Raw genomic sequence first — 24364 nt, 5'->3', positions numbered from 1 at the left:
AATTCCTCCACTTCTTTAAGTGGAACAGGGCATAGTGGTGAGTCTAATTCTCCCACTATGCCAGTTACCTTCTGCCTTCTGCCTTCATTCTTCTGCCTTCGTTTTAAATACAAAAGAGCTAGTCAATAGTTGCTAGCTCTTTTTTTGTGGTTTATTTATTGGTCGCAGAATCCGAAAATTGCTGCCAGCATAAATATAAACCTCTCGGGACATGAAAACAGCCTTTCCATTTACCGCCCTTGAGATTAAGCAAAACTTCCCCACGACGATTCAAATAACCAAACCATTCCCCATTGTCGGAATCGGGAAAATGTTGCCAAGTGTAATCATGAACTTTTTGATACCATTGCCAGCATTCTGCTCTTTGAGTTAGACCATAACCCATTGCTAAGGCAACTAGAGATTCTAAATGAACCCACCATAATTTTTGATCCCACTCTAATTGTTGCGGGGGATGACCCTTAAGATCCAAAAAATAATAAATGCCCCCATATTTAGTATCCCAACCAAAATTGAGAATATTGAGCATGATATCTACAGCTTGATTAATTAATTTCGTATCCTGACGACGACGGGCAATATCCATGACAAACCACATTGCTTCAATGCCATGACCAGGATTAATTAATCTGCCTTCAAAACAGTCCATAAAAGAACCATCGGGCGTAACATTTTCGTACATCAATCCTAGTTCGGGATCTATAAAATCTGTCATGATTTCCTGCACTGTATTATCCAAAATTTCCTCAAGTTGCTCACTATGCAAAAGCCAATCCATTTCTAGAGAAAGATTCGCTAAAATCATTGGTACAGCTAGGCTTTTGAGATTTCTAGTTCCAGGAAAAGTTTTGTTATATTTTCCTTTAGGATTTTTTTGACGACGCAGAACATTCTTGTAAGCTTGCAACGCAATTTCCTGGGCTGAAGTTTCTCCGGAGGCTAAAGCATATTGGCTAAAGGCCATCGCCGCAAAACAATCAGAAAAAATGTTGTAGGGTTGAACTAAAGGTTCTCCTGCTTGGTTTAAGGAAAAATACCAGTTCCCTTCAGAATCTCTGCCCTTCTCTGCTAGAAATTTTGCACCGTGATGAGCAATCTTGAGCCAGCTTTCTTTCTTATCTAATCGATTGTAGAGCATGGAGAAAGTCCATAACTGCCGATTTTGTAACCAGATAAATTTATCAGTATCGTAAACTTTGCCTTCTCTATCTAAACAGGTGAAATAACCACCATGAGACCAGTCAAGGGAATTTGTTTCCCAAAAAGGAATTACATTCTCTAGTAAAGTACTCTTGTAGAGTGCAGAAAGCTCAGAAAATTGATAACTCATCACCATCAAAATAATAAAAGTTTGTTTAATGAAACCTCAAGATTGACAAATGCTTGAGGCGTAACTTTTCCCAATTTATATTCAACAATTTGTAAATACTTTTCACCTTTGGGTTGGGTATGAACAATTAGTTTCTTGTTTGCTAAATCAATCACCCAATATTCAGCAATTTCATTACGAGCATAAATTTTAGATTTTTGTTCTAAATCTATTTTCAATGTTTTATTAGAAATTTCAATTAACCAATAAATATCCTGGGAATAAGGATGATGATTACGATAAGTAGTTTCTGGTAGGCGTACGATAGCGATATCAGGCTCAGGTTCGGAATTATCTAGAGTAATGGGATGTGACTCTCTAACATCTGCTAATCCTTCTAGGAGCTTCCTTAAGTATTTAACAACACTGTCGTTGGTATAACTATGGGGAATTCCTTCTGGACTCATTGCAACAATTTCTCCTTCTAGTAACTCAACTGATTTCCCTTCTAATAATCCAGATTCAACTAATTTATGCCATTGTTCTACTGACCATTTATAAGTAGTTAAAGTCATGATAGGTCACCAAATAAACCAAGCTGCTCTCTAATAGGATAATGGTTTTTTGATTTGGCAAGTAAATTGTTAAGCCTACAAGTGAACTCTGAAAGATACAATGGGGGATTGTACGCAAAAAAAGTAAGAGGTGTTCTGTGACGACTGTTAGAGTGAGAATTGCTCCTTCCCCAACGGGAAATTTACATATTGGGACGGCGCGGACTGCCGTTTTTAATTGGCTCTATGCAAGGCATCAGAACGGTAAGTTTATTTTACGCATCGAAGATACTGATAAGGCGCGATCGCGACCAGAATATACAGAAAATATTAAATCAGGACTAGAATGGCTCGGTTTGAACTGGGACGAGGGGCCATTTTTTCAAACGCAGCGTTTAGATAAATATCAGGCAGCAATTCAAACTCTTTTAGATCAAGATTTAGCCTATCTTTGTTATTGCACGACCGAAGAACTAGACCAAATGCGGTCAGAACAAAAAGCTAATGGTTTAGCGCCCCGTTATGATAATCGTCATCGTAATTTAACCGAACAAGAAAAGGCAGATTTCGCAGCAGCAGGACGCAAACCTGTGATCAGATTTAAAATTGATGACGATCGCGAAATTAGTTGGCAAGATGCGGTCAGAGGTCGTGTGTTATGGAAAGGTAGCGACTTAGGGGGGGACATGGTAATAGCACGTGCTGGAGAAAGCGATGGCATTGGTCAACCCCTCTATAATTTGGCGGTAGTGGTTGATGATATGGATATGGAGATTAACCATGTTATTCGGGGAGAAGATCATATTGCCAATACAGCGAAACAAATTTTACTTTATGAAGCATTGGGGGCAGATATCCCTGTTTTTGCTCATACACCGCTCATTCTTAATGAAGAAGGGAAAAAACTTTCTAAAAGAGATGGTGTAACTTCGATTGATGATTTTCGGAAAATGGGGTTTTTACCAGTTGCTTTGGCTAATTATATGGCTCTTTTGGGCTGGACTCCCCCCGATTCTACTGAAGAAATTTTTACTCTAGAGCAAGCCGCTGAAAAGTTTGAGTTGGAGAGAGTGAACAAGGCAGGAGCCAAATTTGATTGGGCGAAACTTGATTGGATTAATAGTCAGTATCTTCATCAAATTCCTGCGGGCGAGCTAGTGGAATTATTAATTCCCTATTGGCAAGATGCTGGTTATTCAATAGATTTAGAAGGCGATCGCTCTTGGCTAGAAAGTCTCGCGGCTATGATTGCTCCTAGCTTAAATCGGCTTAGTGATGGGGTATCAGAAACCAAAATGTTTTTTGCTGAATCCGTTGCCTATACAGATGAGGCGATCGCGTTTCTCAAGCAAGAAAATGTGAGTGATATTCTCTCAGGAGTGATCACAGCCCTAGATGAAGCGGAAACTTTGGGAGCTGATGAGGCTAAAGCCATTATCAAGCAAGTTACTAAAGGTCTTAAAGTGAAAAAAGGTCTAGTAATGCGATCTTTGCGTGCTGGGTTGACTGGCGAAATGCATGGTCCTGATTTGACTCAATCTTGGTTATTATTGCATCAAAAAGGATGGGATAAACTTCGTTTAGAGAAAGCCTTAAGTTTGATAGATTGATTACTTGTATATAACGTGAGTTCGATGAGTACAAAATTTACTAGTTTTGAATAGGGACTTAGGGATTTGGGGATTTGGGGATTTGGGGATCTAGGGAAAAGCCTATTACTTCGTGGTTCAACTTGGGAAACTTAATCAAAAGGAAAATTCGTCGAACTGACGTTGTATATAGCAACTCTGATACTCGTAATCTTGTTGCCTTGGAAATCTCCAAGTTCAACCTAAAACCTACCACCTAAAACCTCAAACCTAATTTATTTGAGTTTCAACTTCAGTCAATCTTCGATTGAGATCTCGAACATCTTCTTTTAATTCGATTAACAAAGTAGCAAATCTCTCGAATAGAGGATCACTACTACCAACTAAGTTGCCGTTAATCTCAGCAGGGGAACCAGTCCGTGGAGGATTAGGTTCTCTGGGGCTGGTGGGTAAATTACTAGAGCGACCCAATCTTCTAATTTCTGATTCCAAACGATTAACTCTGGATCTTAAACTACTAATTTCTGCATTAAGACCCGTCGTTGATTGACCAACAACGTTTAGGTTAGTGGTGCTAATAATCATGAGGGAAATCAATATTGTTAAAACAAGAACTGACAATATTTTTTGATATGGGAAATTTTTCATGATTTCCTGCAAATCTATGTAGAGTTCTATTTTAGAATAATTGGATGGAAAATTTAGAAAAACTCTAAATCAAGCAGTTGTTGTAATAGGCAAATATTTAGCAAGTAATTCAAAAGTTGTCGATTATCAAACGCCTAATGTCCTCAAAGAAAAGTTAGATTTAACCTTGCCAGATAAAGGCGTTGCCCTGGAAGAGTTAATCCCTATAGTAGAATCTTATGCCCTTCTGTGATTCTGGAAGAGAGGTAAAAGGAACTTCCAACAAAATCACATCTCGATATAGTTTTAAGACTGTAGATATTCAGTGAGGAGTCAAAGCAAAATAGAGAACGCTTTGCCCTTTCTGGTAGCGAGTAATTACATCCGCGAGTAGAGTGCTGAAACCCTTGTTATATAATAAGCCCTTGACGAGGATTGAACTCGTGACCTCACCCTTACCAAGGGTGCGCTCTACCACTGAGCTACAAGGGCAAAACCAGAAAATAATTTTCGCAAAGACTAATTTCCGAAATTCACTAGCCTTTTCAAGACCTGAACCATAATAACAAGTAGAAAGTTACTTTACAAGTGAGTTTCTCAAATAATTGCCAAGGGAGCTTTTCTGAGGCTGTGCTACAAACCCTCCTGTCTATATTTCAAGCCCACTGCATCATTAATATGTTCTAACCCTGCACTTTCGACGCGCTGCAACACTCCTGATAAAACATCCTTGACCATCCAAGGGCCCTGGTAAACCCAGCCAGTATAGACCTGTAATAAACTCGCTCCTGCAACAATTTTATCCCAAGCATCCTGAGCATTAAAAATGCCGCCAACTCCAATAATTGGCAATTTACCGCCTGTTTCTTGATAAATAAAGCCAATTACCTCAGTAGATCTTTCTTTTACAGGTTTACCACTAATTCCCCCAGCTTCTTCTGTAATGGAATTACCTGTTTCCTTAAGGATTTGAGTTTTTAAGCCATCTCGGCGAATTGTGGTATTAGTTGCGATCGCACCATCTAATTGATACTTGAGTGCTAAATCAAGAATATCTTTAATTTCTTCCCAATCAAGATCTGGGGCAATTTTAATTAGGATCGGCTGTTTCTTGGTATTAGCTTCTTGTAATGCCGCTAATATTGGTTCTAGTTGTTCTCCCGACTGTAGCGATCGCAATCCCGGAGTGTTGGGAGAACTCACATTAATGACAAAGTAATCAGCAGTGTCTTGTAAAAGTTTAAAACTATCCACATAATCTTGTGCCGCATCTTCCAAATTAGCAATCTTGGACTTACATAAATTGATGCCAATGGGAATACTACGGGCTTTTCTTTGCCAAATTTGCGCCAGAGTATCGGCCATGACTGCCGCCCCGAGACTATTGGCTCCCATGCGATTTAAAGCTGCTTTGTCTTCTGGGAGGCGAAACATTCGAGGACGAGGATTTCCTGGTTGAGCATGATAGGTAACCGCCCCCAATTCAGCAAACCCAAACCCAAAGCTATCCCAAATGCCTGCTGCTGTCCCATCTTTATCAAAACCTGCTGCTAAGCCAAAGATGTTGGGAAAATTCATGCCCCATAGATTTTGTTGGAGACGAGCATCTTGCAGCGTAAAAGAATTTTCCAATTGTTGAATTGCTAGTTTTCCCCATGGGCGATCGCGAGCAGCTTCCAGCTTAGTTAGGCTATCTAATAGTTGGCGATGAGCAGTTTCTGGATCACTTTTAACGGCAGCAAGTAATAGAGGATAAAAAGGTTTGGTAAATTTCAGCATTATTTAGGGTCAGATTTCACAAACTCATTGCATTTTAGAGCAATTCTTCTCCTCGTGATTTGCAGCAAATCTTTGACATTTGAGAATATAGTTAAACTAAAGTAATTAAAAAAGCTTATAGCTCAACACTAATCGCGATGTGATTGTACAACGATAGTTTTTTTGGTTGTAAACTATATATTTAGCAAATATTAAAGAAATTTTAAAGACTGGTAGTTTATGAGCGCGACAGCAGAAGTTTCCCGAACTGAAGATTATGACGTAATTGTTATTGGCTCTGGGATTGGAGGTTTAGTAACGGCCACGCAGTTAGCAGCCAAGAAAGCTAAAGTTCTCGTCTTAGAAAGTTATCTGATTCCTGGAGGAAGTGCTGGATATTTTGAGCGGGAAGGATATCGCTTCGATGTTGGCGCATCAATGATCTTTGGTTTTGGCGAAAAAGGCACAACCAACTTGCTGACTCGCGCCTTGGACGCTGTGGGAATGAGCATCGAAACGATGGTTGATCCGGTACAAATTCATTATCACTTGCCTGATGGCCTAGAATTAAAAGTTCATCGCGACTATGAAAAATTTTTGCAAGAGCTAATTGCGATTTTTCCCCACGAAGAAAAGGGCATTCGTCGCTTTTATGGTGAATGTTGGAATATCTTCAACTGCCTCAACTCCATGGAGTTACTGTCTCTAGAAGAAATTGGCTACTTGATGCGAGTATTTTTTCAGCATCCTCTAAGTTGTCTGGGTTTAGTAAAATATTTGCCGCAGAACACAGGAGATATTGCCCGCCGCCATATCAAAGACCCAAAACTTCTAAAATTTATCGATATGGAATGCTATTGTTGGTCAGTGATGCCTGCATCTCACACCCCAGCAATTAATGCAGGCATGGTATTTTCCGATCGCCATTATGGAGGTATTAACTATCCCAAAGGGGGAGTAGGTCAAATCGCTCAAAAACTAGCTACAGGACTGGAAAAATCTGGTGGAGAAATTCAGTACAAAGCAAGAGTAAAAGAAATTTTATTAGAAAATGGCAAGGCAGTTGGGGTCAAACTTGTCAACGGCAAAGAATATTATGCCAAACGCATTGTCTCGAATGCTACTCGTTGGGATACTTTTGAGAAATTATTATCTCCTGACAAGATGCCAGCCAAAGAAAAAAGATGGCAAAAACGTTATCAAAAATCTCCTAGTTTTCTGAGTTTACATCTAGGAGTCAAGGCCGAGGTTTTACCCATTGGGACAGAATGTCATCATATTTTGCTGGAAGAATGGAATAACATGGAAAACCCCGAGGGGACAATATTTGTTTCGATTCCTACTCTATTAGATCCTGATCTCGCCCCAGCAGGACATCATATTATTCATACTTTTACCCCCAGTTGGATCGAAGATTGGCAGGGCTTATCACCTCAAGCCTATCAAGAGAAAAAAGAAGCAGCAGCTGAGCATTTGATCCATCGTCTAGAAACTATTTTTCCAGGATTAAGTGCGGGCTTAGATTATCAAGAAGTGGGGACGCCTCGCACTCATCGACGCTTTCTCGGTCGAGAGGATGGGACCTATGGCCCGATTCCTAGCCGTAAACTTGCGGGATTATTGGGTATGCCGTTTAATCGCACAGGAATTCCTCAACTTTATTGTGTAGGCGATAGCACTTTTCCTGGTCAAGGGCTCAATGCCGTGGCCTTTTCTGGGTTTGCCTGTGGTCATCGTGTAGCAGTGGATTTAGGACTTTAATCAGTAAACAGTTATCAGTTACTTAGTCTTGATCAACAAATGTTGGACATTCTGTCATTGTGGTTAATATACATTGCGATCGCGATTAAGATCAAAGCTATATCTGCGCCCAAGGCAATATCTAAGCCAATAGTTCCCACAGTAACAAAACCTACACAGGGAGCTAAAATCACACCCAAACCACTTAAAATTCCAGTAATCATAGTTTTAAAAAGTTTTTGAGAAATTAATAACTTATTTATCTAATATGATAAGACTTTAAATTTATTTTAAACAATCGGAAAACTACTGAATTTCTATTAATAGACCGGCTAATTTTATCTAGTTGTATTTAATAATGTTTCAGTACTTATATGGAGAAAATAATGTTTTTTTACTGTGAATTGAGAAATCAAAAAAAGCCTAGGGCTTAGAGCTTAAAGCTTAAAGCTAATTGAAAACAATTGAGATTTGAGCTTCCATCTGAGAGGTAATATTCTGACCAGTTTTGAGAGCTATCACAGAACCGACCACAGGGGCCGCATAGTCGGGAATTGCACTGGCAGCTAGGGGAATATGGCGATCGCTAACCACCAGACCCAGAGTAGGATCGTAACCTCGCCAACCCGCACCAGGTAAATAAACTTCTACCCAAGCATGTAAATCTCTATTCTGTTGCTCCTCATCACCTTCTTGGTAGCCACTAACAAACCTCGCAGCAATTCCCATTGCGCGGCAAACCTCAATAAATAACACCGTATAATCACGACAAGAACCTTGTTTGCGTCGCCAAGTGATACCTGCGGGAAAGGCGGCCCCAGACTGCCTAATGATATATTCGCATTCTTGATAAATACGTTGATTTAAAGTGAACAGAAAATCTAAAGTATTTCCTTGAGCAGCAGCAAAAATATCTTGAGCTAATTCTAAAGCGCAACTATCGTTTACGAAGCCATAAGGTTTTAAATAGGGATCTAATTGCCGTAATAGAGAACCGGGGTAATCAAAAGGTAAAGACATCGCCCAAGGTTCAAGAAGATAGTTAAAAGGATTAGAGCAACTAGTTGCTACTTGGGCTGAGATCTGAATATTTAATTGTTCCGTCGGGTTTGCAAACCAAAGTTTAATGATATTATTGCCATCTAAATCGACAAGATCAGATCTACCTTCTGGTTCAGGTTGTACCGAGAGAGCAAACTGCTGAAGTTGGTTAAAAGAATCAGAGCGAGGGCATAATCTAAGAATATGTGGTTTGAGTAGAACTGCTTGACTGAAACTGTATGTTGTTTGATGACTGATTTGGTAGAGCACAGTAAGAATCACCTAGCGCGATAAAACTTGTATAGATTTCATTGCCCACTTGATTAATGGAATTTTGCATTTGGTCTAAAAATTCATGTAGACCAGACTCAATAATATCGTCGATAGTTAGATATCCCAGTTGAGAACCCAATTTACCTAAAGCTCTTTCTGCCCTATTACACCAACTACCAGTAGGAGTCTGGGTAATTTCATGAAGACATTGCTCTGCTTGCCATAAACAGAAATAAATTGATCGCGGAAACTTACGATCTAAAATCAGAAATTCTGCTACACAACTGGGGGTAATATGATGTTGACATTTGCGATACATCTCATAGGCACTAGCCGATTTGAGCAAAGATATCCATTGAATACGATCTAATGGCGTACCCACCCATTCAGCAGAAGGCAACAGCAGAAAATATTTCACATCCAAGATTCGAGCAGTCTTATCAGCTCTTTCTAGCAATCTTCCCATCTGACCAAAATGCCAACCTTCATTATGGGACATGGTCGCATCCATCACTCCTGCAAAACGATGACTTGCCATTTTGACGTGACTAAAAAATGTCGGCAAAGTACTCAGAGAAGTAGATGTTGAGCCTTCTTTGAGCATTAAATAAAAAGAATTAACTTCCTCCCACATTTCCGAAGAAATAACTTCGCGAATTGATCGTGCATTTTCTCTAGCTATTTTAAGACAAGAAAAAATTGAATGGGGATAAGTTTCATCAAAGGTCAGAAATTGAATAACATTTTCACTATTCGCTTCTTTATAGCGATCGCTAAATGACTCCATGTCTCCTGTGACAGCAACTAAAGGATGCCATTGTTGGACGACCCCGGCGGGTAAATCTAGCATTAAATTAAGATTGACATCGATAAAACGAGCTATATTTTCAGCTCGCTCTATATAACGATTTAACCAATAAATTGAATCAGCTACTCTACTCAACATATAAAAATAAGGGATGAGGGATAAAGGATAAAGGATGAGGGATGAGCGGTCAGACCCCGCGTCGGCGTAAGACGCAAGGGAACGCTGACCAAGAGAGGGATAAGGAAAGTTTAAATTTTGGGCATAACAAATTTAAGAGGGACTCCTTAGATTTAGAAACTTGGGTATATGGCACAGGATTTGAGACAGAGGACAAAAAAATTTGCTTTGAGGATAATTCGTCTTTATTCGTCCTTACCATCTTCTTCAACAGTGGCACAAGTGATTGGAAAACAAGTTTTGAGATCGGGAACTTCAGTGGGAGCACATTATCGAGAAGCTTTTCGCAGTCGCTCAAATGCCGAATTTATCAGCAAAATCGAAACTGGATTACAAGAATTAGAGGAAACCGTGTACTGGTTAGAGTTACTTATCGAATCTAATTTAGTATCAGAAGCGAAACTTAAAAGTCTTCTTATAGAAGCCTCAGAATTAACAGCCATTTTCATTACCTCTGTCAAAAAAGTAAAACAAAAACAAACTAAAAAATAATTGCCTTTCTCCTCATCCCTCATCCTTCATCCCTCATCATTTATTCAAGACCCAAGTATCTTTACTTCCTCCTCCTTGGGAAGAATTAACAACTAAAGAGCCTTTCTTAAGAGCAACGCGAGTTAACCCTCCTGGATGAACATAAATTTCCTCTCCACGATGGAGAATATAAGGGCGCAAATCAACATGTCTGCCTTCGACTTTGCCATCAATCACCGTCGGAACCCGAGATAAACTCAAGGTTGGTTGGGCAATATAGTTGCGAGGTTGGGCAATAATTTTTTGGGCAAATTCTTCTCGCTCGGCGGCTGTAGATTTAATCCCAATGAGCATACCATAGCCTCCAGCTTCATTGGCTGCTTTGACTACTAGATTTTCTAAATTATTTAGTACATACTCGCGATCGCTGTCTCGCCAACAAAGATAGGTGGGAACATTAGCCAAAATTGGCTCTTCACCCAAATAGTATCGAATCATCTCAGGAACATAAGCATAGACAACTTTATCATCAGCAACTCCTGTACCTGGAGCATTAGCTAGTGCAACTTTGCCCTGTTGATAGACTTCCATCAATCCTGGGACTCCTAGTAATGAGTCGGGATTAAAGGCCAAAGGATCAAGGAAATTGTCATCGATGCGACGATAAACAACATCAACCCGACGCAATCCTTTGGTAGTTCGCATTTGCAAATAGCCATCTGCCACTACCAAATCTCGACCTTCAACCAACTCAACTCCCATTTGTTGAGCCAAAAAGGAATGCTCGTAATAGGCTGAGTTGTAAATACCAGGAGTCAGCACCGCTACTGTGGGGTTTGGTAACTGGGACGGTGCCAGATTTAATAAGGTTTCGAGCAATTGACTAGGATAGTCATCGACGGGCTCGACGGCCATTGTCTGAAAGATCTCGGGGAAGGTGCTTTTCATGACGCGACGATTTTCTAGCACGTAGGAAACTCCAGAAGGCGATCGCAAATTATCCTCTAATACATACCATGCCCCATCTTTATCTCTGACCAAATCTGTCCCCGTAATATGACACCAAATCCCTCCTGGGGGTTTAACTCCAATACAAGGCTTGAGAAACCCGGAAGCTGTCTCAATGATTTCTGCGGGAATTTTACCATCTTTAACTATTTTTTGTTCGCCGTAAATATCATTTAAAAATAGATTGAGGGCTTGAATTCTCTGCTTGAGACCTGTTTCCAGATTTGACCATTCTTTCGAGGGGATAATGCGAGGAATAATATCAAAAGGAAAGATTTTTTCTACGCCGCGATCATCACTATATACATTGAAAGTCACTCCCAGCTTGAAAAGAGCAATCTCTGCTGTTAGTCGCTGTTGTTCTAGTTGCTCTATACCTAAACTAGCCATATGTTTGACCAAAGAGACCGAATGCGATCGCGGCTTGCCAATGGCTACAAATAGTTCGTCATAAAATTCTTCGGGGTCGTATAGGTCAAAGGGCATCTTTTTAAGGGATGAGGGATGAGGAATGAGGGATAAGGAAAAATTGGATCACATTTAGATTTAGCTTTATCTCGGACGGCAGAATGTTACTTTAGCTACATTTTTTATTTCTCTTAAGATGAAGAGCTTTCTTTTTGCTCTGATTTTTGTTGTTTTTCAGGCTTTTTTTTAATGGATGGATTGTTAAAGAAAATATTTCCTTTGCAGTGCCTAATCAGAAATGAAATACTATTGCTAGACAAGAATAATTTAGCAAGGGAACAAGATAAGGCGAGGGAGATCTCGGAGATGGGGAGAAACTGGGCGATCGCGATCGGAATTAATATTTATGAAAATCTTTCCTCGCTGAAATATGCCAAACGGGATGCCGAGGCGATCGCGGATTGGTTTGGGCAAGATGCTAAGTTTGATCAGGTTTTTCTCTTTACCGCAGATTCTCCCGCGATCGAGCAAACTAATCCTCCGATTCCCACAAGCCCTACCTATGGCCATCTCAGGCGATTTTTGCGAGCACAGTTTGAGAATATTGAACGACCATTATTGAAACCAGAGGACAATTTATGGTTTTTCTTTGCTGGTCATGGTTTACGGCATCGGGACAAGGATTATTTGATGTTATGTGATAGTGATCCTGGGGATGTCGAACATACTGCTATTTCGGTAGAATATGTCACTCAAAGATTACGGCGATCGGGTGCTGATAATGTAGTTCTATTTTTGGATGCCTGTCGAGATCAAGGAAGTCGTGACGGCGTAGGGATTGGCAGGGAACAACATCAAGGCGTGATCACTTTTTATTCTTGTACTGCAAACCAAAAGTCTTGGGAGTTTGATGAGTTGCAACATGGTTCTTTTACCTATGCTTTGTTGGAAGGTTTGCGGATTCAAGGGGAAGCGAATTGTGCCACCGTAGAGCGTCTTAATCAGTATTTGCGTCATTATGTTCCTCGCTTAAATGCTCGTTATGGCAAGGATGCGCAAAATCCTTACCTGAAGGCGGAACCACCTTATAAGATGTATTTTATTTTGCTGGAGCAATCTGCGACTCTTAAAGATGTTGAACCTTTGAAGTATCAGGCTTCTCTAGCGGAAAATGAGAGTAATTTGCTGTTGGCAGAGCAACTCTGGATTAGAATCTTGGCGGTGTCTCGGGGGGATTTAGATGCTATAAAAGCTATTCAAAGGATTGCGGTTAAAAGGATTGTCAAACCTCAGAGTCTGACTCAAGAACCTGCCAGTTCAACTTCTGAATCTGAATCTGCCAACTTACCAAGAGGAGTAGAGGTAGAAACTTCTGAGAATGAGATCAGAAGGGAAGAACAGCATCAAGAGAATTTGGAACAGTTTGCTGCTCGTAGAGAAGCAGAAGCAATTGAGCAACGAGAACAAGAGAAAATTAGGCAGCAACAACAAGAGGAAGCAGAACGGTTAAGAAAACGAGAAGCAGCAAAATATCAGCAAGAACAAGAGGAGCAGAGAACAAGGCAGCAAAAGGAAGCAGAGAGATTACAACGAAAACAGGAAGAGACAGAGCGATTACAACAGCAACGGAAACTACAAAGGAGAAGGCGACAAGAAGTAATTACAACATCAGCACCAATAACTAGAAAACAGTTTTTGAAATGGGCTGGTTTCGGAAGTGCGGGCTTGGTGACGGCATTTGTAATAAGTGAGATTGTTAAGGATCAACCATCAACAGATAATTTAACTGAATCTACTAAATCACCAACACCTCAATCTAAGCCAGAATCCAAGACTACTCATATTTCTGTAGATGAACTTGATGCTTTTAAATTTGAAACCGTAATGGTAGATCAAAAGGGAGAAATAGTAGAGCGCGCTAATAAACAAGCTAAGTTCTTTAAAGAAGATTTAGGCAATAGTATTAACCTAGAAATGGTTTCCATCCCTGGCGGTAAATTCATGATGGGTTCGCCAGAAGGTAAAGGGCAAGATAGTGAAAAACCGCAACATGAGGTGACTGTTCAACCTTTCTTTATGGGGAAATTTCAGATAACTCAGGCACAGTACCAAGAAGTGATGAACAATAATCCATCTCACTTCAAAGGGAATGATCTTCCTGTGGAGCAAGTTTCTTGGGAGGATGCAGTTGAATTTTGCCAGAGAATATCAGAAAAGACAGGAAACAAATATCGACTACCGACCGAAGCCGAATGGGAATATGCTTGTCGCGCGGTCACAACTACCCCATTCCACTTTGGAGAAACGATTACTACAAATTTAGCTAATTACGATGGTAACAATACATTTGCTAGTGAACCTCAAGGAGAATATAGAAAACAAACAACGACAGTAGGGAGCTTTACGCCGAATGCTTTTGGTTTATATGATATGCATGGCAATGTTTGGGAATGGTGTCAAGATAACTGGCATGACAATTATGAGAATGCTCCAAAAGATGGTAGTGCATGGTTATCTGGATCGGGTAGCAAAAAAGTAATACGCGGTGGTTCTTGGAACAGCCTTCCTATTGATTGCCGCTCAGCTGCCCGCTACTTCACTTACCCCGAGATCGCGTTCAACAACGCTTTCGGGTTCCGAGTTGTATGTATGGTGCCGAGGATTCTTTAGCACTTTGCCCTCTTGCCATTTTGCCCTTTGCGCGCGCAAAAAATCGCTTATATTACTTATTTAATACAAGAATACTATAGATAAAAGAATTACCAATATTTATCTCCTTGTAGTAGCACTAGTGGACGCGGGCGTAAATAAGACAACTATCAACGAAGAGCAAAAAGCTGATATATCAAGACTTATTACTCATTACTTATTACTTATTACTTATTACTTCCGCGCAGCGGCACTAGTTATTAACCAAAGGTTTTAAATCAATTATCATCCCTACAGCACTAAGCACAGAAGTTAATGTTTCAAGAGTAGGGGCGAACGGCCGTTTGCCCCCAGAATATCGTATGTTTTTTATTTGAAATTACTATAAATTCCAGTCAAGGATTTTAGCTTCATGTTCTAATGCTTGTATCCCGCCATTAGCATCAATTACATTTTTTAAAGCCAATAAAAAAGCTGGTTTATTTCCGTCAACAAGAGCTTCATCAAATGCAACTTTTAAATATTGCGCTGCATACTCGGCATTGGCTAGCCGTTCCAGTAAATCTGTTTGATAATCTTTAGTAGGCATTACTTTAATATTTAGAATGAATAACTTTTTAGGTTCATAATATTATGACAACATTAGCCAAATGGTCAGTCGAAGATTATCACCTGATGATTGAAAACGGGATATTACGCGATCGCTCTGTAGAACTATTAGAAGGAGAAATTATTGAGATGGCTCCAGAAGGACCATTACACAGATTCACCAACGATACAGTAGCTGAATATTTCCGAGACTTGCTGCGTGGACAAGCCAAAGTATTTGAAGCACATCCGATTACCCTTGCCAATTCAGAACCAGAACCCGACATTGCCATAGTTCGCTTGCCTAATAGCAATTACATAACCCGACATCCCCATACCGAAGATATTTACTGGCTAGTTGAAGTATCTAACGCAACACTAGAAGATGATTTAGGTAGAAAAAAAAGAATCTATGCCAATGCAGGAATCAATGAATATTGGGTAATTAATTTGCAAGCAACAGAAGTAATTATTTTTCGGGAACCATCGGGAAATGATTACAAAACCAAATTCACCATCAATGAAGGGACAACAAACGCGATCGCTTTTCCCGATCTTCAAATCGAAGTAGCAACTCTACTCAGAAGATCTTAACAACTTTTTCTCGTTACTATAAAGTTTTTGTATTATAGATATTTCCTCTGATCATTGCTTCATCACTATTCGGAAGATTAGCCAGCATCTTAGCTACACGCCTTTCAATCCACAAACTCTCGCATATATTTGCCCCATAGCCTAGCAGCTTGGGAACTACTACCCTGAGTTGGCGAATTATCATCGTTGCCGAGCCAAATTCCCGTCACCAAATCTTCCTTGGGAACATAACCAATAAACCATAAATCCACATTTTTATCGGTAGTTCCTGTTTTTCCCGCTTCTCCTTCTCCTAACTTCGCCGCTCTCCCTGTTCCCTGATCCACCACCTGACGCAACATATTAGTCATTCTTTTAGCAACTTTTCGCTCGATCGCCTGACGACGGTTATGTTGCTGCTTCTCAAAATTGTAAATTTCGCGACAGGTTTTTAGATCCTGAGGATTACTGCAATCACTACCATCAAGAATTCGGCGAATTGCATGGGGACGATACCAAATACCATTATTGGCCAAGGCTCCGTAAGAACCTGTAATTTCGAGCACACTAACCTCACTTTGCCCCAAAACCAAACCAGGCACCTGCGCTAAAGGCGATTCAATCCCCATATTATTTGCCATTTCGACAACTCGATTCAAACCCACATCCTGGGCAACTCGCAAAGCAACCGCATTTTCCGATTGAGCTAGACCGCGATACATATCGATATTGCCACTACTTCTTTCACAAGCGCGATATCTTTGTCCTCTCCAGGATACAGAGTTGCAAGAATATTCTTTATTGGGATTTATGCCATTCGCGATCGCAGCAGCATAGGCAAAGATCTTAAAAGTCGATCCTGGTTGTCTTTTAGCTTGAGTCGCTCTGTTAAACTGACTAGTACTATAATCAGCACCACCAACAAGAGCCACTATTTCCCCAGTTTTGCTATTTAAAGTCACAACCGCGCCCTGAGAAAAACCCAACCGCGAACCATCTTCGTTAATTGAGTTGGCCAAAGATAATTCCGCAGCCTTTTGTAATTTGGGATCTAAAGCGGTTTCGACAATAAAATTACCGTTTTTAACTTCCTCCGAACCGAGAAAAGAGCGTAACTCTTCGAGAACATAACTGTAAAAGTAGGGCGCGATCGCATCAGAAAAGGTACGGCGAGCCTTCGGACTAACCTCAATAATTGACCTTCGCGCGCGATCGCTCTCGGCTTCTGTAATCATCCCCAACTCTTCCATACGATTAATCACACGGTTGCGCAAAGCTAGAGCTGTTTCCAAATCTTTAACGGGGTTATAGGCATTGGGTGCAGGCAAGATTGCCACCAAGGTAGCAGCTTCAGAGATATCGAGATCCTTGGCCGATTTTTCAAAGTAAAATTGAGCGGCATCTTCAAATCCCGACAGTCCAACACCCAAATATACCCGATTAAGATAGGTCTTTAAAATTTCATCCTTGCTATAAAAGGCTTCTAACTTCATAGCTACTAGCATCTCCCGCAATTTTCGAGCGGCAGTGTTTTCTCTACCTACTTCAGGAAATAAACTACGGGCCAATTGTTGGGTAATCGTGCTCGCACCTTGCTTTAAACCCGAAGCCTGTAAATTAGTCACAATCGCTCTGACAATCCCATAGGGATCTACTCCCAAATGCCAATAGTAACGACTATCTTCTGAGGCAATTACAGCTTGAGGTAAATAGGGGGAAAAATCTTTGAGTCGTGGTAGTTCACGATGAGTATTATTTGCGACAGGGTTAATCGGTACTTGCTCCCCAGAATAGACAATTATCGGACGAGATTCCCCTTGCGGTAACTTACTCACCGAGACCTTAGACCATTCCATGCCCATCCATAAAATGAGTAATCCTAATACTCCTGTGCTACCAAAAAGAGTAAAGCGCAGCATTTTAATCCACCAGGGAACAGGATTGTAATAACTAATTTTTACCGCATCTTCTAATTCGGTCGGCGCAAGGGTAAAACTTTCCCCGTTATACAAAGAAAATGTTTTGAAGCGTTTTTTTGCCCGATAAATACCATTAGTAGAATTCTCATCCCGAACGATAAAGGAACGGGGTTTTCGTTTATTTCTAATTAAAGAGCAATGTTCTTGAGAGACGAGCTCGTTGTCTAATATTTGAATATCACAATGGGGACTTCGGCCAATGGTATAGCGATCGCCCAACAGGGGATATCTGGTCTCCTCGCGATCGCCATCCTTAACTCTAAGTTCGGCTACTGTTGCCCCTTGCCGCAGCGAAAAAGAATCAAAATTGACCCGCGATTGAATATTCTCTAATGTTTGAGTAACTATTCTGGAAAAAGGGGATTGGGAGTTATGGTCAGTCATAGATTACAATCTCGCGCAAAAACGCCAAGGGATTTTCTGCAACCTCCATTGTAGAGAAAAGTTCTGAAACGGCTAACAATTAGACAATTTTCAATAGGGAATCTAATCTCTAAGAATGTCAATATTAGAGAATAAAGCAATTCAGGGATTAACAATCGCCAATACCTGAAAAATTATTAAAATATAACCCATCAAATCTGATTAGACAGGCTTAATAATGCAAATGTATCACCTCCTTCTGCAAAGCTATAAGCAAAGCCGGAAAAGATTAATTCGTCATTAAATTCCACTAATGATGAACCGCTTGTGAGTCGAAAAGAATCGGTAAATTGATCACCGCCCACAGCTATCTGTTCTGGTTCGATTTGAATTGTCCCAATTTCAGTTCCATCACTTTGCCAAAGCTCTAATGCTGAAGTGAAGTATAAAGTGTCATTGACAACAGTAAAATTGTCAAACGATGTTGAAGTAAAGCCCTCTGTGATATTTTTAACCAATTGAGTACCTTCTGGGGTGCCATCACTAGTCCATAATTCCCGACCATTTACTCCATCATCGGCTGTAAAAAATAAAGTGCCATTGACATTAATTAAATCTTCGGGGTCTGAACCTAGGTTGATTGGGCTTCCTGATACTCTTTCCTCAGGGCGAATATCTAGTAACATTTGAGTCCCTTCTGGGGTACCATCACTTGTCCATAATTCTCTGCCATTCACCCCATCATTAGCTGTAAAAAATAGCGTATCGCCAACAGCTGTTAATTCATCACCTGAAATTGCAGCGACCAATTGAGTGCTTTCTGGAGTGCCATCACTTTTCCATAATCCAGGATCTCGATTGTCATTATTGTCGAAAAAGAGAGTATCACCTAAAGCGACAAAGTCTTCTAGGAAATCTCGGTCAAAGGCTCTTACTAATTGAGTGCCTTCTGCGGTACCATCACTTTTAAATACTCCAAAACCCAAACCATTGGGTGCAGTAGTTGCGGTAAAGAACAGAGTGCCATTAACATCAACAAACTCGCTTCGAAAAGGACTCGGACTTGTTACAACGCCAGTTACAGAGCTGATATCTTGAACTAATTGAGTGCCTTCGGTTGTCCCGTCACTTCGCCATAATGCTCGACCATTTTCTTCATCAAAGGCAGTAAAGAACAGAATGTCACCGACTCTGATGAAATCTCTAGGTTGGCTCGAACCAAGGGGGTTAATGTCTCGTAAGAGAGTAGTTCCTTCCGCCGTTCCGTTACTAGTCCAAATCTCTTCTCCAGTCTCATTGTCCAAGACGACAAAAAACAATTGCCCATTAATTCCTAAAAATCTACTTATGTTTGTAGAATCTTGCGATACTATGCCTGAGGAAAAACTGTTGCCAAAATTAGTGATTTCAAATGTACCAGTTTCTGTCCCGTCACTCCCCAGTAAGGAATTACCTCTGACAAAGAACAACAAATTGTCAGTATCGGCAACCGGTTCAAAGATGTTAAGGAACCCAAAACTCGGCGTAATGAAATTGAAAGTAGTAACTACACTAGCAGTCATATATTTCTTTTTATAGTCATAATCTGAATAAATGCAAGAAATCTAGCATACTTGCTTTTTTCTTGTCAAATTATTGCCGAATATCTTGTTTTTATATAGTTCAAGGTGCCGCCATTAACAAAATCCTTTCCCATAGCCAAGGAAAAATCCTTTGACACCAGATAGCCAAATGACTTTGCCAGCCCACCAAAATCTCCGAAGAATCTCGACTTAAACCAATGATCAAAGATTTCGCCACAGATTCAGGAGTCATGGGAATAACCCAACGAAATAATTTGAGATTGGCGATCATGTCGGTCTTAGTTAAGGACGGCAGCAAAGCAACAACTTTAATATTATGAGGTGCCAATTCTACTCGTAAAGCTTGAGAGAAGCCGACGATCGCAAATTTAGTTGCCGAATAGGTTGCCATAGTCGGAGCCGCCACCTTACCCATTAGGCTCGACACATTGACAATGACACCAGATTTTTGAGTTGCCATTCTTTTGGCAATTAGACGCACAATGGTAAACATTCCCATCAAATTTAAAGAAACTTCTTCCTGCATTTTGGGAATTTTTGACTCTAAAAAAGGTGCCTGATGAGCGACTCCTGCACAATTAATCAAAATATCAATGGGGCCATAATTTCGCCATGCTTGGGAGATTGCAATAGTTGTGGCAACTGACTGAGTTAAATCTACAGCCAAAGTCGTAACTTCAACATCCAAATAGTCAATTTCCGAAGCAACTTCTGCCAGTTTTTGACGATTTCTCGACACAAGAACCAAGCGTTGCACACCTCTTTTGGCTAATTGTAAGGTTATTGCTTTGCCGATTCCCCGAGATGCACCGGTGACTAATACAGTTTTGGTCTTCAAATTCATAGTAAAATCCTCAAAATCATCATTACAATCCATTAGCCTTAGATTAAAAGACTTTAAAGTTGGCTATTTTTTCTAGACTAAAATCCAGAAAATAAGCAACAAAATGCGACAGCCTATATTTAAAAGCTGTTTGGGATATTTGTGATTTGGGAAATCAATTAGCCATGATTGTGCTAATCACATAGAAGGGCTCTAGGTCATGAGGTACATTTTTCCTGTTCCCTATTCCCTAAATCTTTAAACCCATCAAAAAAATCAAATCCTTTATTTAGCCTGAAAATCAGAGATTTTTTGTACATTCTATTTTTAGCAACTTTTTAATGTCTTAAAAAATCTATGTCAGGTTTTAAGTACGCAATACTAGAAAGCCATCATATTAGAATTAGAATTAGCGACGACTTGTTGTATTTCAAAATGAAACATGTTTAAGTCTCCTTAAGCTTAACTGTGATCAAAAAGATCTTTATGTGTAAGACACAAACATAATTGATCAATGATTAGTATTTGTTGGCTAACTTGCATCTATTAATAACAATTAATAAGTAAAAAACTTGGCAATGCTCACAAGTCAAAAATTTTTGATCAAAAAGTAATATTTGTGTCAGAGGTTTGCATCTTAAAGAAACACGTATTACAACAGAGAAAAGATTGTGAGCATTTTCTAGAGAGCCAATAATTTTTGGTTGAGAAGAAAGTTATAGCGTTGCTCAAATTAATGAGATATATTTTCCTGTTCCCTATTCCCCGTTCCCTGTTCCCTAAAAGAGCTATATAGTGAAAAAATCACCATTGTTTGTAAATATGAAAGTCTTGCCAGGCAAAACTCATCCCCTAGGAGCTACCTGGGATGGGGAAGGAACAAACTTTGCTTTGTTCTCCGAACATGCAACAGCAGTTGAACTTTGTCTCTTTGACGAACAGGACAATGAAACTCGTTTGCCACTAGTTGAAGTAGAAAATTATGTTTGGCATGGTTATCTCCCAGGGGTCAAACCAGGACAGAAATACGGTTATCGAGTCTCTGGCCCCCATGAACCCGAAAACGGACATCGTTTTAATGCAAAAAAACTCCTGATAGATCCCTATGCTAAGGCGATCGCAGGTGAGGTTCGTCATGGAGCAGCAATCTTTGGTTATCCCTGGGAAGATGAGGCCCAAGACTTAGCAATATCAAATCTCGATGATGCCCATCTCATTCCCAGATCGATTGTTATCAACGACTCCTTCGATTGGTCAGGCGATCGCTTGTTACAAACTCCCTGGCAAGAAACTGTAATTTACGAAGTCCATGTTAAGGGTTTAACTAAGCTGCATCCTGAAATACCCCAGAAGTTGCAGGGAACCTATGCCGGGCTGGCTCATCCTGCTGCGATCGCCCATCTCAAATCCCTCGGAATGACGGCAGTAGAACTATTACCAACCCATCACTTCTTTATTTATGCAGGGTTACTTGCCGATCAAGGACTAACTAATTATTGGGGTTATGATACCCTCGGCTATTTTGCGCCCTATTCTGGCTACAGTGCTAGTGGCATTCTCGGCCAGCAAGTAACCGAGTTCAAGCAGATGGTTAAAAGCCTACATGCGGCGGGGATCGAAGTAATTTTGGATGTAGTTTATAACCATACGGGAGAAGGCAATCATTTGGGTTCTACTCTCTCGTTTCGCGGCATCGACAATGCTGTTTACTATCGCTTGAAAGAAGATGATCCTCGCTATTACATCGAGAGTTTCACAGGTTGCGGCAATTGTCTCAATCCTTTTCATCCCCAAGTTCTTAAGTTGATTATGGACAGTCTACGTTATTGGATACAGGAGATGCATGTCGATGGTTTCCGTTTTGATATTGCTCCTGTCTTGGCACGGGGTGAGTTGATCGAGCTAGATATTTCGCACGGTAACAGAAGACAAAAAATCCAGGTTTCCAACTATGAATTCGATAAATTCGCAGCTTTTTTCAATATTATTCATCAAGATCCTGTGATCTCGCAGGTGAAGTTGATTGCCGAAGCTTGGGATGTGACTCCAGAAGGCTATCAGGTGGGAAATTTTCCTGTTTTATGGTCAGAATGGAATGGTGAATATCGAGATATCATGCGAGATTTTTGGCGAGGGGAAAAGATTAATCTCAGGGAGTTTTGCGATCGCTTTATTGGCAGCCCCGATTTGTACCAAAATGATGGTCGATTGCCAAAGGCTAGCATCAACTTCATTACTTGCCATGATGGTTTCACCCTCAATGATCTGGTGAGCTATAACCAGAAACATAACTACTGTAATGGTGAAGATAGCGGCACCAATAATAATCTGTCCTGGAATTGCGGTGTCGAAGGAGAAACCAATGATCCTCAAGTTTTGCAGTTAAGAGAGCGCCAAAAACGTAACTTTCTCACAACTTTGCTCCTGTCTCAAGGTGTACCAATGCTGTTGGGAGGTGATGAATGGGGGCGATCGCAGAAAGGAAATAATAATCCTTATGCCCAGGACAATGAAATTTCTTGGTTTGACTGGGATTTAACCCGGGAAAATCAGCAATTGTTGGAGTTTACGCGTCAGCTGATAGAGTTTCGCCGTCAACATCCGATATTTCGTCAGCGCAATTGGTTAGAGGTGAGTTGTTTTGATTCCAGTGGGAGTGTCATTAACAAGCAAGATGGGGAGAATTCTGCTAGTGCCTTTAGTCTTTGGTTAAAAAGTCAGAAAATTGCTGGAGAGACTAAAGATAATGACTTCTTACTCTGTTTTAACCCGACATCCGCCATGGTAGAGTTTACTCTGCCCGAAAAGTTGCAGAAGCGTCAATGTCAGGTGGCGATCGATACTAATGATGTAGGTTTTGTTGAAGAGAAGCGTTCTTACAAAGGGAGCAAGGCAATCAAAGTCACAGAGCGATCGCTTGTGGTACTAAAATGCCTAGAAGATAAGGTTTGGCCCAATAATCAAAAAATGATGGTTGTCGCAACGATGAAAAGAGATGCCAGTGATAATGTTTCTCTATTTGGTTTTGCCAATTCAGCTAAAATTGCCAAATATGAATGAAATGTTCTATCAAGAAATTTATCATGATACGCCAAACCGTAAATTTATCTGGAATAGAATTATCTTACTGGGAATGGAATCAGGGCAAAAAACCGTTATTGCTATTACATGGACTAGCAGATTGCGGATTGGTTTGGTCAAGTTTGGGAGATTCTTTAGCTGCTGATTATCATATTATAGCCCCCGATTTACGAGGTCATGGAGATAGTAGCAAACCATTGGACGGATATCAGTTCGATGATTTTATCAGGGATTTAGAAGCTCTCATGGAACATCTTGGCTGGTCTTCTGCCAATGTTCTGGCTCATTCTTGGAGTGCTAAATTATTGACAATTTGGTCGACTAAAAATCCAGCACGGTTTCAGAAATTAATTCTCGTCGATCCTTTTTTCATCGGAACAATTCCCAATTGGTTGATGATCACTCTGCCAATTTTGTACCAAGTTTTGCCGTTTCTCAAAACCATGCAATCTTTTGCTAGTTATGCTGAATCAGAAAAACTAGCTCGTCAACTGAAACAATATCGCGGTTGGAGCAGTCTGCAACAACAGGTATTTCAAGCCAGTATCGAAGAAAAGCCTGATGGTACTTGGAGCAGTAAATTTACGAAGCCTGCTCGCGATCGCATTTTCCTAGAAGTCATGCAGGTTGAGGGATTAACGAAAACTATTGATATTCCCACGCTATTTATCAAACCTGATCAAGGATTAAATCGCCTTGATTGGCAACTCAAACCCTATAAAACCTATTTATCAAACCTCCAAATTTGCGAAGTACCAGGAAATCATTGGGCTTTTCTAGTTGAACCAGAGGCTTTTAATCGAACTGTAGCCGAATTTTTAGAGGCTAAAAACATAATTTAACGGGGCTTCGCCCTTGAAGGCAGAGGGCAGAGGGCAGCGGTGAGACCCCGCGCCGCCGTCAGGCGCAAGGGAACGCTCACCAAGAGAGAGGGCAGAAGGATAAAACTACTTCTAACTTAT

General features: G+C 40.5%; 20 protein-coding genes and 1 tRNA gene. 8 read left to right on the top strand and 13 right to left on the bottom strand.

All coding sequences use genetic code 11. From position 1 onward, the window contains the following. Positions 1-151: 151 nt before the first annotated feature. Together XEN7305_RS06830 and XEN7305_RS06825 are read right to left on the bottom strand one after the other, a co-directional pair. On the bottom strand, positions 152-1330 hold the full coding sequence (locus XEN7305_RS06830; RefSeq protein ID WP_040896988.1) for an AGE family epimerase/isomerase: 1179 nt from the start codon (positions 1328-1330) through the stop codon (positions 152-154). A gap of 5 nt (positions 1331-1335) precedes the next feature. Further along, positions 1336-1884 carry a Uma2 family endonuclease gene (locus XEN7305_RS06825; protein ID WP_006508636.1) on the bottom strand — a complete coding sequence of 183 codons (549 nt, stop codon included), beginning with the start codon at positions 1882-1884 and terminating at the stop codon, positions 1336-1338. Positions 1885-2021: 137 nt separating this feature from the next. Here XEN7305_RS06825 and gltX point away from each other — a divergent pair, with 137 nt between their 5' ends. Next, entirely contained in the window at positions 2022-3473 is a 1452-nt protein-coding gene (gltX, locus tag XEN7305_RS06820) for a glutamate--tRNA ligase (protein ID WP_006508635.1), read from the top strand. Positions 3474-3722: 249 nt separating this feature from the next. Here gltX and XEN7305_RS06815 read toward each other — a convergent pair whose 3' ends face one another. Continuing rightward, entirely contained in the window at positions 3723-4100 is a 378-nt protein-coding gene (locus XEN7305_RS06815) for a hypothetical protein (RefSeq protein WP_040896979.1), read from the bottom strand. A gap of 40 nt (positions 4101-4140) precedes the next feature. Between XEN7305_RS06815 and XEN7305_RS06810 the strand changes: the two genes are divergently transcribed. Further along, positions 4141-4332 carry a hypothetical protein gene (locus tag XEN7305_RS06810; protein ID WP_040896978.1) on the top strand — a complete coding sequence of 64 codons (192 nt, stop codon included), beginning with the start codon at positions 4141-4143 and terminating at the stop codon, positions 4330-4332. 167 nt (positions 4333-4499) lie between these two features. Here the strand turns inward: XEN7305_RS06810 and XEN7305_RS06805 are convergent. Beyond that, a tRNA-Thr gene (locus XEN7305_RS06805) sits at positions 4500-4571 on the bottom strand. Between the two features lie 141 nt (positions 4572-4712). Further along, positions 4713-5858, bottom strand: coding sequence for a quinone-dependent dihydroorotate dehydrogenase (locus tag XEN7305_RS06800; RefSeq protein ID WP_006508633.1), 1146 nt, complete (start codon positions 5856-5858; stop codon positions 4713-4715). Positions 5859-6077: 219 nt separating this feature from the next. On the opposite strand from XEN7305_RS06800, the gene crtH reads away from it, so the two are divergent. Then, positions 6078-7598 carry a carotenoid isomerase gene (gene crtH, locus XEN7305_RS06795; RefSeq protein ID WP_006508632.1) on the top strand — a complete coding sequence of 507 codons (1521 nt, stop codon included), beginning with the start codon at positions 6078-6080 and terminating at the stop codon, positions 7596-7598. Positions 7599-7630: 32 nt separating this feature from the next. On the opposite strand, the gene XEN7305_RS28945 is transcribed toward crtH, so the two are convergent. From XEN7305_RS28945 to XEN7305_RS06785, 3 genes are all read right to left on the bottom strand, one after another. Beyond that, positions 7631-7801, bottom strand: coding sequence for a hypothetical protein (locus tag XEN7305_RS28945; RefSeq protein ID WP_006508631.1), 171 nt, complete (start codon positions 7799-7801; stop codon positions 7631-7633). A 226-nt stretch (positions 7802-8027) separates the two neighbouring features. Next, positions 8028-8888, bottom strand: coding sequence for a transglutaminase family protein (locus XEN7305_RS06790; protein WP_040896986.1), 861 nt, complete (start codon positions 8886-8888; stop codon positions 8028-8030). Then, on the bottom strand, positions 8815-9837 hold the full coding sequence (locus tag XEN7305_RS06785) for an alpha-E domain-containing protein (protein ID WP_006508629.1): 1023 nt from the start codon (positions 9835-9837) through the stop codon (positions 8815-8817). The genes XEN7305_RS06790 and XEN7305_RS06785 overlap by 74 nt, the downstream gene beginning before the upstream one ends. Positions 9838-10005: 168 nt before the next feature. On the opposite strand from XEN7305_RS06785, the gene XEN7305_RS06780 reads away from it, so the two are divergent. Continuing rightward, a complete protein-coding gene (locus XEN7305_RS06780; RefSeq protein ID WP_006508628.1) occupies positions 10006-10368 on the top strand; it encodes a four helix bundle protein in 363 nt (120 codons plus the stop codon). A gap of 36 nt (positions 10369-10404) precedes the next feature. On the opposite strand, the gene XEN7305_RS06775 is transcribed toward XEN7305_RS06780, so the two are convergent. Then, positions 10405-11841 carry a circularly permuted type 2 ATP-grasp protein gene (locus tag XEN7305_RS06775; RefSeq protein ID WP_006508627.1) on the bottom strand — a complete coding sequence of 479 codons (1437 nt, stop codon included), beginning with the start codon at positions 11839-11841 and terminating at the stop codon, positions 10405-10407. Between the two features lie 288 nt (positions 11842-12129). On the opposite strand from XEN7305_RS06775, the gene XEN7305_RS06770 reads away from it, so the two are divergent. Further along, positions 12130-14433 (top strand): SUMF1/EgtB/PvdO family nonheme iron enzyme, encoded by a 2304-nt coding sequence (locus XEN7305_RS06770; protein WP_040896975.1) that lies wholly within the window; start codon positions 12130-12132, stop codon positions 14431-14433. A gap of 361 nt (positions 14434-14794) precedes the next feature. Here the strand turns inward: XEN7305_RS06770 and XEN7305_RS29530 are convergent, their stop codons facing one another. Beyond that, entirely contained in the window at positions 14795-15001 is a 207-nt protein-coding gene (locus XEN7305_RS29530; protein WP_006508625.1) for a hypothetical protein, read from the bottom strand. 44 nt (positions 15002-15045) lie between these two features. On the opposite strand from XEN7305_RS29530, the gene XEN7305_RS06760 reads away from it, so the two are divergent. Further along, positions 15046-15594 carry a Uma2 family endonuclease gene (locus XEN7305_RS06760; RefSeq protein WP_006508624.1) on the top strand — a complete coding sequence of 183 codons (549 nt, stop codon included), beginning with the start codon at positions 15046-15048 and terminating at the stop codon, positions 15592-15594. Positions 15595-15698: 104 nt separating this feature from the next. On the opposite strand, the gene XEN7305_RS06755 is transcribed toward XEN7305_RS06760, so the two are convergent. The 3 genes from XEN7305_RS06755 to XEN7305_RS06745 form a co-directional block, all read right to left on the bottom strand. Beyond that, positions 15699-17936 carry a PBP1A family penicillin-binding protein gene (locus XEN7305_RS06755; RefSeq protein WP_006508623.1) on the bottom strand — a complete coding sequence of 746 codons (2238 nt, stop codon included), beginning with the start codon at positions 17934-17936 and terminating at the stop codon, positions 15699-15701. Between the two features lie 191 nt (positions 17937-18127). Continuing rightward, a complete protein-coding gene (locus tag XEN7305_RS06750; RefSeq protein WP_006508622.1) occupies positions 18128-19477 on the bottom strand; it encodes an ELWxxDGT repeat protein in 1350 nt (449 codons plus the stop codon). Positions 19478-19577: 100 nt separating this feature from the next. Further along, a complete protein-coding gene (locus tag XEN7305_RS06745) occupies positions 19578-20342 on the bottom strand; it encodes an SDR family oxidoreductase (protein WP_040896983.1) in 765 nt (254 codons plus the stop codon). An 801-nt stretch (positions 20343-21143) separates the two neighbouring features. Between XEN7305_RS06745 and glgX the strand changes: the two genes are divergently transcribed. Both glgX and XEN7305_RS06735 read left to right on the top strand, forming a co-directional pair. Then, positions 21144-23381: a glycogen debranching protein GlgX gene (gene glgX / locus XEN7305_RS06740; RefSeq protein ID WP_006508620.1), complete on the top strand. Its 2238-nt coding sequence runs from the start codon at positions 21144-21146 to the stop codon at positions 23379-23381. Positions 23382-23404: 23 nt separating this feature from the next. Continuing rightward, entirely contained in the window at positions 23405-24244 is an 840-nt protein-coding gene (locus tag XEN7305_RS06735) for an alpha/beta fold hydrolase (RefSeq protein ID WP_006508619.1), read from the top strand. Positions 24245-24364 lie beyond the last annotated feature (120 nt).

It is taken from the genome of Xenococcus sp. PCC 7305 (assembly GCF_000332055.1).
Lineage (GTDB): Bacteria > Cyanobacteriota > Cyanobacteriia > Cyanobacteriales > Xenococcaceae > Xenococcus.
Note: the sequence above shows the minus strand (reverse complement) of the source record. Positions and strands in the feature narration are given on the sequence as shown.